General features: G+C 37.6%; 10 protein-coding genes. 4 read left to right on the top strand and 6 right to left on the bottom strand.

Features of this window, described 5'->3' with window-relative positions:
- Positions 1–500: 500 nt before the first annotated feature.
- Positions 501–2,513, bottom strand: a complete 2,013-nt coding sequence (locus K8089_RS05085) for a M13 family metallopeptidase (protein WP_237602206.1) — start codon at positions 2,511–2,513, stop codon at positions 501–503.
- 481 nt (positions 2,514–2,994) lie between these two features.
- On the opposite strand from K8089_RS05085, the gene K8089_RS05090 reads away from it, so the two are divergent.
- On the top strand, positions 2,995–3,141 hold the full coding sequence (locus tag K8089_RS05090) for a hypothetical protein (RefSeq protein ID WP_237602207.1): 147 nt from the start codon (positions 2,995–2,997) through the stop codon (positions 3,139–3,141).
- On the opposite strand, the gene K8089_RS05095 is transcribed toward K8089_RS05090, so the two are convergent.
- From K8089_RS05095 to K8089_RS05110, 4 genes are all read right to left on the bottom strand, one after another.
- Positions 3,132–3,959, bottom strand: coding sequence for an RHS repeat domain-containing protein (locus K8089_RS05095; RefSeq protein WP_237602208.1), 828 nt, complete (start codon positions 3,957–3,959; stop codon positions 3,132–3,134). The two genes, K8089_RS05090 and K8089_RS05095, sit on opposite strands and share 10 nt — an antisense overlap.
- A 178-nt stretch (positions 3,960–4,137) precedes the next feature.
- A complete protein-coding gene (locus K8089_RS05100; RefSeq protein ID WP_237602209.1) occupies positions 4,138–4,338 on the bottom strand; it encodes a hypothetical protein in 201 nt (66 codons plus the stop codon).
- Between the two features lie 271 nt (positions 4,339–4,609).
- Complete coding sequence (locus K8089_RS05105; protein ID WP_237602210.1) at positions 4,610–5,389, bottom strand: hypothetical protein; 780 nt, start codon at positions 5,387–5,389, stop codon at positions 4,610–4,612.
- A gap of 201 nt (positions 5,390–5,590) precedes the next feature.
- Positions 5,591–6,463: a lysophospholipid acyltransferase family protein gene (locus tag K8089_RS05110; RefSeq protein WP_237602211.1), complete on the bottom strand. Its 873-nt coding sequence runs from the start codon at positions 6,461–6,463 to the stop codon at positions 5,591–5,593.
- A gap of 238 nt (positions 6,464–6,701) precedes the next feature.
- Here K8089_RS05110 and K8089_RS05115 point away from each other — a divergent pair, with 238 nt between their 5' ends.
- Together K8089_RS05115 and K8089_RS05120 are read left to right on the top strand one after the other, a co-directional pair.
- Complete coding sequence (locus K8089_RS05115) at positions 6,702–7,352, top strand: rhomboid family intramembrane serine protease (RefSeq protein WP_237602212.1); 651 nt, start codon at positions 6,702–6,704, stop codon at positions 7,350–7,352.
- A 125-nt stretch (positions 7,353–7,477) separates the two neighbouring features.
- Positions 7,478–8,164, top strand: coding sequence for an SIMPL domain-containing protein (locus K8089_RS05120; RefSeq protein WP_237602213.1), 687 nt, complete (start codon positions 7,478–7,480; stop codon positions 8,162–8,164).
- Between the two features lie 270 nt (positions 8,165–8,434).
- On the opposite strand, the gene K8089_RS05125 is transcribed toward K8089_RS05120, so the two are convergent.
- Positions 8,435–9,547 carry a TlpA disulfide reductase family protein gene (locus K8089_RS05125; RefSeq protein WP_237602214.1) on the bottom strand — a complete coding sequence of 371 codons (1,113 nt, stop codon included), beginning with the start codon at positions 9,545–9,547 and terminating at the stop codon, positions 8,435–8,437.
- A 165-nt stretch (positions 9,548–9,712) separates the two neighbouring features.
- Between K8089_RS05125 and K8089_RS05130 the strand changes: the two genes are divergently transcribed.
- Positions 9,713–12,052 (top strand): GAF domain-containing protein, encoded by a 2,340-nt coding sequence (locus K8089_RS05130; RefSeq protein ID WP_237602215.1) that lies wholly within the window; start codon positions 9,713–9,715, stop codon positions 12,050–12,052.
- Positions 12,053–12,491 lie beyond the last annotated feature (439 nt).

A 12,491-nucleotide genomic window follows, 5' to 3' on the forward strand; every position in this document is an offset into this window, starting at 1 on the left:
TCTTCATCTTCAACTTCATCTTCGATTTCGATTTCGTCATACGTCCTACCGTCCTACGTCTAGAATCTAGCCTCCAGCCTCTAGCCTCTAGCATCTCAAATCTCAAATCTCAAATCTCACATCTTCCTCCGCCCCCCCCCCTTCAAAAGCCTGTCCCGAATTTACTTCGGGAGGGGGGTGAGGTGTAGGCGATTTCGTTTCAACTGTGCAAACATCCCCCCTGCCCCCCTTCAAAGGGGGGAATAGCGTCACCCAGAAGTACCGTCTTCAATTTTAACCTTCCGATTTCTAATTTCAACTTTCCAGTTTTTAGTTCGGTATTCAAATTTGTCCTACGTCATACGTCCTATCGTCCTAAGTCATTTTCATCTTCATCTTCATCTTCGACTTCATCTTCATCTTCGATTTCGATTTCGATTTCGTCATACGTCCTATCTCTCTTTTTGGTCTTTCCCAAGCTAAGTAAGTTTCTAGTTTTTAAAACCTTTACGGCCGCTAGATTACCAAATTGTTATTCTATCCTCCATCGGCAAAAACATTTTATCTTCTGCATTTACATCGAATGCCTCGTAAAAAGGGGTGGTATTCATCAACGGACCATTCACGCGCCAAACAGGTGGGGAATGGGGGTTGTTGTTAATCCACAATCGCAGGAACTCGTCTTTCATTTTCACTCTCCATATTTTAGCAATAGAAAGAAAGAAACGTTGGTCTGGCGTAAAACCGTCAATTTTTGTGGTGTCTCGGCCTTGTTCTGTCATTTTAAAAGCATCGTAAGCAACCGCTATTCCAGCTATATCTGCCGTATTCTCCCCAACAGTCATGTCGCCTTTAATGTGTAAACTGTCTAAAACGGTATACGTACTGTACATATCAATTACCTGCTGTATTCTCATTTTAAACTTTTTATAATCATCAGCTGTCCACCAGTTTTTTACATTTCCATCCTTATCAAATTGTGCGCCTTGGTCATCAAAAGTGTGCGTTATTTCGTGGCCTATAACCATTCCTATGCCTCCATAGTTAAGCGCATCATCTGCCTTGTTATCAAAATAAGGGGGTTGTAAAATACCTGCAGGAAAGACAATCTCATTTGCCGAGGGATTATTATACGCCGTAACCGTTGATGGGGTTGTATACCACTCCGACTTATCTACTGGCTTTCCCAATTTTGCCAATCGACGCTGATAGTCAGCCGCAGAAGCCGATACTAAGTTCTCAAAATAGGTGTCTCTTGCAATTGTTACATTGCTGTAATCCTTCCATTTATCGGGATACCCTATTTTCTTGGTTATCACAGCCAGTTTCTCTTTCGCTTTTTGTTTTGTACTGTCGCTCATCCACTCCAACTTATCTATTCTAACGGCATAAGCCTTTTGTACATTATTTACCAAATCTAACATACGTTTCTTGGCATCCTCCGGAAAATATTTCTTTACATACAACTGCCCCAGGGCTTCCCCCAAATAATTGTCAACAGCACTTGCCATTTTTTCGCCGCGTGTCTTTTGAACCGCTTGGCCAGAAAGTACTTTTGTAAATTCAAAAGAAACATCTACAAAAGCATTGCTTAAATCATCTGCATATCTAGCAATTGAATTCGCTTTCAAGTAAATCTTCCAATTATTAATGGGAGTGGTTTTTAGGAGCTCATTAAGAGCATCGTAATACGCAGGTTGACCAACATCTATTGAATCGGTTTGGGCGCCTAAATTACTGAGCAAATTCGCCCAGCCTATATTTGGGTGCTTTTCTTCAAGATCTATTACAGCCATCTTATTGTAATTGGCATGTATATCTCGAAGTTCAACTCTTGTTTTATGCGAAGCGGCAAGTTGCTTATCTATATTGTAAACTATTGTAGCATTCTTTTCGGCCTCTTCAGCAGTGCTGCCTGTAAGTTGAAATAATTTAGCAACGTATTTTTTGTACGCGTTCTGTATGCCTACGGTTGAAGAATCTGTGGCAAAATAATAATCCCTATCTGGCAAACCAATACCCGTTTGGTAAACGTGGGCAATATTTATACTGCTGTTTTTATTGTCGGGCGACACATTAAAAGCAATGATAGAAGTATTGTACACTTTTGCTTCGTCGGCCACAAAACCCATTAAGGAAGGTATATCGCTGATGGATTCTATTTCGGCAAGTATTGGTTTAATGGGGGCGTACCCGCGTTTGTTTATGGTTACAGTATCCATTCCCGACGCGTAAAAATCACCAACCTTTTGGCCAATGCTTCCCTCCGGATTATTACTTCGCGAAACACTGTCCAAAATCCCTTGCAGCCGTAATCGCTGCGGATAATTCATAAACATATAAGCACCAACTCCAGCTTGGCTGGGCGGTATTTGCACCGTATCGTACCAAATACCATTCACATATCTAAAAAAATTATCACCGGGCCGCAATGTGGAATCTATTCCTGTAATAGCTACAATTTCCTTTTCTGAAGGGGTAGAGCAGGAGGCAACAGCTATATATGCAATTAATAGGATTATTATATTTTTCATGTTCTAGTTGATTTCTATCTAATTGAATTGAAGAACGTTTAAAAGCCTATATTTAAAATAGCGTGCTTAACAACGTTTTTTTTGAATACAACAAGATACAAATTCAGTTTCTAACTCTGAATATTTATTCGGAATTACATCTCCTAAAACTTAAAATAAATTAACGGTCGCATGTACTGGAGTTATACGTTTATATGCTTGAATAAGGATAGTTGCAGGTTTGTATTCAAAGATTTTCCGAAGAAGAATAGGAAGAAGTAAACTAGCAGCAACCATTAATTATACTAGCATTCTCAGTTTTTTATTTACCGCTGATGAACAATTTCTTTTCCTCGGTTTAATCGAATTTCTACTATTTTCTCCAGCTCTGTATTTTTAAAATTGAATCATTTTTGTCTGAAACACGAATTGTCAATTGCGTGTTTAAAATTCTGAAACGGTTTTTTATTTGTAAAATATCTTCTACTTCTACCCTAAAATTATGATCCGTAATCTTCTCGAGGAAATGCTCCATAAATCCACCCCGGCCCGAACACACCAAATTGAAAATCTGCGAGTATTTTCAGAAGTAGGCGAGAAGAAGCAATTATTTATTGCCATGGTGGGCAACGAATTTTTTTATTCGTAATATTCTATTTGTCTTTCCCAAACCATCCCTAATTCTCCATTGGAACTTCTCCATTTAGAAATCCAATTTCCATTTTCGTCATATACGTATTCGAAAGAAGTTTGGTGTGTTTGTTCGTCTTCTTCATTGAACCAATTTTGAACAATCATATTATTCATTTCATCATATTCCGAAACGAACTTCATAAAACTACCATCGGGATTGAATTTAAATTGTAAATTTTCATTGCCATCTTTATCGTATGAATATGTTCGTCTGTCTTTCAAACTGCCATCAGGTTTATATCTAAACTGCTCAATTTTTTTGTTGTCATTATTGTATTTATAAATATATTTCCAACCGCTTCCATTTCCTGGTCTTTTAAGAAGCATCTCAATAATATTTCCTTTTTCATCATATTTATTCGATTGGATATTCGTTAGATTATCGTCTGTATCATAAGTTTTAACCGCAATCATATTATCGTTGGAATCGTACTCATAAGTCCAATAGCTTTTTAATTCATCTGATGAATTTTTCTTCATTGCTTTTTGAGCAACTCCATCTTCATTTCTTTTGTAAATAGTTTTCTCGTAAAGCGAACCGTCTTTTTCATATTGTCCGTTTTCTATCACTTTCTCATTTTTATCAAAAATCATATATGAACTTAGGTTTGAGTCAAACAGATTTTCACGACTTTTTAATTCGCCATTCTCTGGTTTGTAGATGACCTCTTTAACCATTTTCATTTTTGGTTTCAGGCTGTCAGAAGTTGATTGAGCGATAAGATTTGTTCCGGAAAATGAAATCAGAATTCCGAGTAGCAATATGTATTTCATAGGTTTGTTCATATGTTTAGAGCGGAGCCCGAAGGCACTCTTAACGGATTTGTATAACGCGCGTTGCGGGAAAACCTGCGAGGTTTTTCCGCCGTAACCGAAAGATAGCAAATAGCAATGAATTTTGATTAGGAATTCAGCTGCAATGAGCTATACACGGTGTGGTACAACGTATTTTTTAAAGGTCTAAAATACCAAGTGTTTCTGTAAACGGAATGTCAATCGAAATAATTTCAAACTTTGGATTGATTCCTTTTTTCAATAAGGCAAGAGTGTTTTTAGAGCCAATGTCAGATGTTACAAAATGTGTAACTGACTTATCCAAATCAGCTTGAGCAAAGAGTTTCGAGTCATTTGGGATTATTGCTCTTGGCGTCAATTTTTCTTCACTGACTTTATTTTGTGTAAAGATTATATTCGCAAATTGCCCTGTTTTTTCAGCTTCTTTTAAATTGAAAGGAACAATCTGAATATTTTTTAAAGGTAATTCTTCTAAATTCCCGAGTACACAGTATTCTGCAATTGAAATTGTGGAAACTTTTAAGACAATATCATTTTACAAAAAGTATCTGAAGTATCCAATTGCATTTTTATGTAGAGGGTCTTCATCGTTTAGAAGTCTAATGAAGAAACTTGTATCTAATAGAACACTATGCTTCATAACCACCTCTTAAGTTCAATAGCCATTCGTCAGGATGAACATTTCTCCAGCTATCCTTGGCTTTTTTGATAAGAGAATTTAAATAATCATTATCAAATTTTGGTTGATAATCGATAAGCTCAATTAATTGAAGTGATTTAGTATCAATTTCTCCAGTTTCTATGTTTTGTTTGCCCTTGGCTCGAACACCAAATTTTTTATATAGTAAGTTTTCTTCTCTTTCTTTTAGAAATTGTTCTCCAGTCTCAATAGATAAATAACCGAAATCATCTGTATCTAAATGTATATTGGCTTTACTTTTGCCACCCGCATCTTTTAAAATTCCATAGAAATAAAATTCTGCATCTACCCATATGTTCTCTGTTCTAAGAAATTTTGTATTAGGGTTTATAGTTAATTCATAACTATCATTCAGTGATGTTTTTATTTGGAATTCATAATTTTTTTGGCGAGATAAATTTTGAATATTTTCAATAGCTCTGGCAGTTTTTAGTTCAAGAAAATCGATTGATTCGTTTGTCTGAACTTGAGATAAAACTGCACTAAATCCAATTACGGTTTGAATTGTGGTCTTGAACAAATGTCGAACAGAACCCTCTTGAATATCGTAGGTTATAATTGGTCTATCCTTTTTGTTAATAGGAAATAGCAAGTCTTCAACATTCTGCAATATTGATGCAATATGCTTAATGTCATAGTTGTCAGGACTTAAATTGTGATTTCCAGATTTACCTACAACACGAATTTCTATTTCTCCGATTTTTTCCACATTTCAAAGATACAATTAATTCATATTCGTTGTTAATTTTTGTTTTGAATCAATATGTTGCACAACACCTTATAACCACATAAATATCACAATTAACCTGAAATAAATATAGTTTTATATGAAGCTGTGTTAGTTATTTAAATGATAAATATAACTGAAATTAATTAAAAGAATAGTAAGTCTTAATTAGAGTAGTAAAAGCTAGGAGTTGCGGTGCTTCCAGCGTTTATGCGACCAAAGGTAGTATTCGGGTTTTTCCTTAATTTGCGCCTCTAAAGCATCAAAAAACATCCGGGTAACTTCAAAATCTGGGTATTCTTTTGGCTTGTCCACCAAAGGAACGAAGGTGGCTTTGTAATAGCCGCGTTTTACCTTTTCAACTTTTAGATAAAGCACAGCAAAGTCTAATTTTTTTGCCAACTCTTCGGTACCCGTAAACATGGGGACGTCTATTCCCATAAAAGTATCGCGATGTTTAAAAGCGCCCAGTTTTGGGGTTTGGTCGCTAAGAATATAGGTGAGGGTTTTAATGCCTTTTTTCCACTTTCTAAAAAGAACGGGAACTATTTTTTTGTTGCTCACGATAATCCCGCCAAAGTGTTCGCGGGTTTTTTTTACCAAAGCATCAAATTGCTTACTGCCCAAAGGCTTGTAAACCGCATGAGCTTGGTGTTTCATCAACTTATTTAAAATACCACTCCATTCCCAATTGCCGTAATGCCCCGCCATTAGTAAAATACTGCGATCGTTATAGTAATAGGGGTCGAGTATTTCGGCATTGGTAACTACAAATCGCTTTCTGATTTCCTTTTCAGAAATTGTAAACGCTTTTATAGTTTCAAAAATAAGATCGCATAAATGCTTAAAGAATTGCTGGGCAATTTGGTTTCGCTCTTGCTGCGTTTTTTCAGGAAACACTAACGCCAAGTTGTCTTTTACCACCTTTTTGCGATATCCAATTATGTAATACACCAAAATATACAGCGCGGTAGATTTAATGTACAAAATGCGCATCGGTAAGATGGAAAGCAACCAAAGAATCGGGTAGGCCAGAAAATAGAGCAGTTTTTGCATAGTATTTAAACCTGCAAAATTACTTAATTAATGCGCAATGTTCAATGATCAATCAATAATTAACCAATTCCCCAAATCACTAATTCCCCAGTTAACCCATTAAACAATTCTCCAGTTAAACAATCAAACCAATTAACCACCCAACACCCCCCAATAAATCCCTACTAATTTTCTATTTTTACAATTCGTATTCCTATATTCCTATTTATAAATTATAACCTAAAACTTTCACCCTAGAATGCAAAATTTAGATATCGCAACAATTGTAATAATAGCCGCCAATGTTATCATTTCTATGAAAGGTTTTAACGATTTTGCCTTCTTCGAAAAATACAAATTCAATATTGCCGGCATCCGCCGAGGCGAGCAAATACGAATGTTTAGCTCGGCTTTTTTGCACGCCGATTTCTCGCATTTGCTTTTTAATATGCTTACCCTTTACTTTTTTGCCCCCGTGGTGGTTATGAGTGTTGGGACAACCTATTTCGTAATTATTTATGTCCTTAGCTTACTTGCAGGAAACCTGCTTTCTTTCTATTTTCATAAAGACGAATATCACTATAGCGCAATTGGCGCCAGTGGTGCGGTAATGGGTGTGTTGTATTCGGCCATATTATTTTTTCCAGATATGGGTTTATACCTCTTCTTCATTCCAATCCCAATTCCCGCTTGGTTATTTGGGATGGCATATTTGTTGTATTCTATCTATGGAATGAAAAAAAGATTGGGCAACATTGGCCACGACGCCCATATTGGGGGCGCCATTGGCGGATACGTTCTAACCCTCGTTTTTGCGCCTTATCTGTTTCAAACAAGTTTATGGATTGTTGTCCTGCTGGCCATTCCGTTAATTATTTTGTTTGTGATGCATAAGTTGGGGAAGATTTAGACTCGAGAGGGAAGAAGGAAGAATAAAGAAGAAGAAAGAAGAAGAAAGAAGGAAGAATAAAGAAGAGAAAGGAATTAAGATTAAATTTCAAGACAAAAAAAACACATAATAAAAAAAGAAATTTTATGAAGACGATCAAAACCTTATTAATTTTAGCAATTACCACTACTACTATGATGGCACAAAACACACCCCCGCCCACAGTTGATGTTACTGGAGAAGGAATTGTTCGGGTGGTGCCAGACGAAGTTACAATTCGTGTTCGTGTAGAAAATACAGGTGAAAATACTAGCACGCTCAAGAAACAAAACGATGCTACTATTAGCGAAGTAATAAAGTTTCTTAAGAAGATGGATATAGCCGATAAAGATGTGAAAACTGAATATATGAACCTCAGCAAAAACTACAACCACAATAATAAAACCTACACTTTTGCTGCCAATCAATCGCTTTCGGTTAAGCTTCGCGATTTAAGTAAATATGAAGCGGTCATGAACGGACTTATAGACACGGGGATTAACCGAATAGACGGCGTTAGTTTTTCTTCAACCAAAGAAGAAACTTTAAAAAGCGAAGCGCGTAAAAAAGCAGTGACAAATGCACAGATGAAAGCTAAAGAATACGCTTCCGTATTAAATCAATCTGTGGGGAAAGCTGTTTCTATAAGCGAAATAGGCAGCGCTTCAGGCCCACAGCCAATGTACAAAATGGCAATGATGGACTCTTCTTCAAGTGGCGGCAACGACCAAACCATCGCCCTCGGTGAAATAGAAATTAAAACCACCGTCAATGTTAGCTTCCTGCTGAATTAAGTTACTAGGTTATTAGGTAAATAAATTATTACAACCCAATTAACCAAAAAAAATCCTCAGTTCACCGAACCGAGGATTTTTTTTATTTTATCTACCAACAACCCACAACCGACAACCGACAACCCACAACACGCAACCGTCAACCGACAACCCACAACCGCCAACCGACAACGGACAACCGACAACTGACAACCCACAACCCACAACCGATAACCGACAACGGACAACCGCCAACCGATAACTGACAACCGACAACGGACAACCGACAACCTATTCCCCCAACAAAGTAGCAATCTTAGCCTCCAAAGCCGCGCCGCGAAGGTTTTTGTCTATTATCATCCCCTTCTCATCGAGTAAAAAGGTGGCAGGAATAGAACGTACATTGTATTGCCGGGCAATTGGGTCTTGCCAAAATTGTAAGTTAGACACGTGGTACCAATCCATTTTATCATCTGCAATCGCCTGTATCCACTTGTCCTTTTGCTCCGCTTTGTCCAAGGAAACGCTTATTATATTTAATCCTTTATCGTGATACTTATTGTACACTTTCACAACATTCGGATTTTCAATTCGGCAAGGCTTACACCAAGACGCCCAAAAATCAATAATAGTATATTTCCCCATAGCATCTTTTAACGACATCGTTTCGCCCGATGGGGTAGGAGCACTAAAATCTGGCGCCAAGCTTCCCACATCAGCCTTCTTCATATTTTCCAAATTTGCTTTTAAATCGGTAACTATATCACTCGCAACCAAATCCTTATCCATCTTGTCTATGTAAGCGGAAGCTTCAGTAGGCGTCAATTCTTGTCTGCCAACCATTTCAGAAATTAGCATAGCCGCAAATAGCGAATTGTTATTTCGCTTCAAAAAATCCTTCTTATATTCGGTTTCTTCAGCTACTATATTCAAATTTTTACTCTGTATTTCAGTAATCACAGCAGTATCATTGGCCAATCGGGCTTCACGAAACCGCTCCATGCTCTCTTGTTTACGCTTGTTAAATTCAGTCATCCTATCTGCAAACTCACCATAAGCCTTATTTTGCTCCCCGCCAATTACACGCGATGCCTGTAGGCTGTCCTTGTAAATTGTCGCCTGCATATCTACGTTTTCAGGAAAAAATAATACAGAACCCTGCACTTCATTTAATCGTAAAAATCGCAAACCTGTAGCGTCACTACTCGGGTAGGTAGCCGAAAATTTTCCGCCTGCAACAGTAATGGTATCCACCACTTTAGGCTGCCTATTTGCTAATGTATAAACGTAAATTTCTGTCCCATCGGCAAAGCCAATTGCATCTCCCTCCAGCGTATAGCCTTCAGTTTCATTGTTACAGGAAATTAATGAAATGGTTAAAAGTAAAGCCAATATCAGTCTCATAGAATATGTATTTTTATTATTTCGGCAAAAATAGCAGTTTATATTCGCAATGTGCGATATGCGCTAATATTTTGTTATTTATTAACATATCACTTAACTTTTAACTTGTACTTTTATCCCGTTATGCTAAAAGACGATTTGATAGTAGAAAAAAGGGATTTTCCTATGAAAATAAGGGTGGGCTTTAAAAAAGTCTTCGACGCTTATAAAAATCTGGAACCCCAAGCCGGCCTCGATAAACAACAGGCTGCTGAGATTCTTGAAATAGAGAAGAAGTATCCCAAACTGTCATCTGGTTTAAAAAAGTGCAGTGAGCTTACCGAATATGAAAAGCAAATAGACGTTGTTTTAAAACCCTTTTTCTCTCCGCTTTTAACCCATAACGAAATTAAATTTGCTACCATCCCTTTTCAAAATATCGCTATAAAATGTACCCAGCGCTACCGAAATTTAATACAAACAGCAGGGGAGCAGCTCTCATTAGAAATTGTAAACTTTAATGAAGACCAGTTTTACATCATGGGCTGTAGCATTATTCTGCACAGCTACTATGGGGTTAATGTAGATTTTAAAAGATCGTACTACTACAATATCCCCGATGAAAATGGCATGGTGAAAAACTATAGGGTGCTCTACAACGCCGACTTCGTTGATATCCAAAAAACCGACAAGGCAAAGGAAATTACAGAAGAAGATATTAACGAACTCCTAGAAAGCTATGAGAATGTTTCGGTTTGGAAGGAAAAATTCCCTCCGGAAAGCTGGACCTTTAACGGTTTTGTTATCGCATCCCTAACCGATGTAACCCTAAATGTCTCTATCTCCGATTTTAAATCGAATTTATTGCGTTTGGAAAAAAATGGCGGCTTTGAAAACACCGAGTTCAGTCGTATATTCCGCTCCATCTTTCAACTTAAGGATTTAATGATCGGCTTTACCGATTATCACGATGAAACGGAAACTTTTGAACGCACGCTGTTTAAGGAAATTCCAAGCTTTATACTCAACAACAAGAAAACACAACGCAGCAAAGACGCCCTCTGTAGCGCTTCCTACTACAAACTTTTTAAACAACAGGAATTTTACTGCATTACCGATGCCAAGCGTTACCATAAATTATACCCAGATAATCTGCTGTATAAAAAAATGCTGGATCAAGGTATGCGCAGTGCCATTTTCGCCTCCATTGTCCACGACAATAAAATATTGGGAGTGCTAGAACTGGTCTCGCCCAATGCTAACGACCTCAATACTATCAATGCCAATAAGCTGCGCGATATTATGCCCTTTTTAATAGATTCGGTAGTGCGCTCAAAAGAAAATCTTGAAAACGAACTCGAACTTATTATCCAAGAAGAATGTACCGCCATCCACAGTAGCGTGCATTGGAAGTTTCGCCAAGAAGCCAAACGATACCTTAATGGTATAAATGAAGGCAATGCCACATTTTTTAGGGAAATCGTCTTCCAGGATGTGTACCCCCTATACGGACAAACAGATATAAAAGGCTCTTCTGAAGCTCGTAATGAAGCCACAAAACAAGACCTACTGCTTCAATTATCCTATATAGACGAACTGTTACAAAAACTTTCCAATCAGAATCCGCTGCCTATTTTTCAGCAGATGAAGTTTAAAATCGATACATTTTCACACGAAATTACCGATAACCTCCAAGTGGATACCGAGCGGAAAATAATGGATTTTATTACTTCGGAAATCATCCCGTTTTTTAACCATATCAAACAACGCAACACCACCCACAAAAAATGGGTAGATGAATACAACCAGCTAATAGATATCAATACAGGCCTTGTTTACAAATTCCGAAAAGATTATGACGAGTCCGTAATGCAAACAAATAAAAGGCTGGCAGCGGTTTTAGATAGAAAACAACACAGTGCCCAACAAATGTACCCCCATTATTTTGAGCGGTTTAATACCGATGGCGTGGAGCACAATATGTATATAGGCGAATCCATTACAAAACAAAGAAGCTTTAATAAACTATACCTCAAAAACTTACGACTTTGGCAGTTACAGCTTATTTGCGAGATGGAAAACAGTTTCCATAATTTTAAAGATACCCTGCCCGTTGCCCTCGATGTGGCCTCTATGATTTTAGTATTTAACAGCTCCCTATCCCTGCGATTCCGTATGGACGAAAAGCGTTTCGACGTAGATGGCACCTACAATGCCCGTTACGAAGTTGTAAAAAAACGCGTTGATAAAGCCCATATAAAAGGCACCGAAGAGCGTATCACACAACCCGGTAAAATAGTGGTTGTCTATTCTCAAAAAGAAGACGAAGAAGAATACTTACAGTACATTAATTTTCTACAACACCAAAAAATGCTGGATGAAGAAGTAGAACTCCTAGATCTTGAAGACCTACAAGGCGTAACAGGCCTAAAAGCCCTCCGCGTAAAAGTGCTCTACAGCAAAAAAACCGATAACAAAAAGGAATACTACACCTACGAAGACCTAATTTCTGAATTAAAGGATTAACCGCAACCGGCGAAACATCCCCTGGCCACCTTTCAAAAGCCTGTTTCGAAATTACTTCGGGATGGGGGCGAAGTAGCGTTTTTGATTTCACCTTTCCAAACATCCCCCCCTGCCCCCCCCTTCAAAGGGGGGGTAAGCGTCTTGATTGATACTGAGATCATTTATTAACACATGCCAAAGCTTTGAGTATTGAGAATTTGTCCTACGTCTTACCGTCCTACGTCATCTTCATCTTCAACTTCGATTTTGTCATGTCCTGAAAAAAGTAGACAGTTTTGTTAAGCTGATTTTTGTTCTAAATTATACATTTCTTCGGGTGTTCTTAAATTAATTCCCCAGTGAGGTCTCATTTTGTTATATATTCCTATTGATTGTTTTGTAATTAATTTTGCTTGGTTGGTATCTTTAAAGGTGTAATCCAAGTGAAACTCCATTTTTA

Source organism: Aequorivita vitellina, assembly GCF_022008365.1.
GTDB classification, from domain to species: domain Bacteria; phylum Bacteroidota; class Bacteroidia; order Flavobacteriales; family Flavobacteriaceae; genus Aequorivita; species Aequorivita vitellina.

Coding starts and splice junctions, on each gene's coding strand:
- K8089_RS05120 (WP_237602213.1), top strand. CDS start 7,478: ATGAAGACGATCAAAACCTTATTAATTTTAGCAATTACCACTACTACT.
- K8089_RS05125 (WP_237602214.1), bottom strand. CDS start 9,547: ATGAGACTGATATTGGCTTTACTTTTAACCATTTCATTAATTTCCTGT.
- K8089_RS05085 (WP_237602206.1), bottom strand. CDS start 2,513: ATGAAAAATATAATAATCCTATTAATTGCATATATAGCTGTTGCCTCC.
- K8089_RS05095 (WP_237602208.1), bottom strand. CDS start 3,959: ATGAAATACATATTGCTACTCGGAATTCTGATTTCATTTTCCGGAACA.
- K8089_RS05115 (WP_237602212.1), top strand. CDS start 6,702: ATGCAAAATTTAGATATCGCAACAATTGTAATAATAGCCGCCAATGTT.
- K8089_RS05110 (WP_237602211.1), bottom strand. CDS start 6,463: ATGCAAAAACTGCTCTATTTTCTGGCCTACCCGATTCTTTGGTTGCTT.
- K8089_RS05090 (WP_237602207.1), top strand. CDS start 2,995: ATGATCCGTAATCTTCTCGAGGAAATGCTCCATAAATCCACCCCGGCC.
- K8089_RS05130 (WP_237602215.1), top strand. CDS start 9,713: ATGAAAATAAGGGTGGGCTTTAAAAAAGTCTTCGACGCTTATAAAAAT.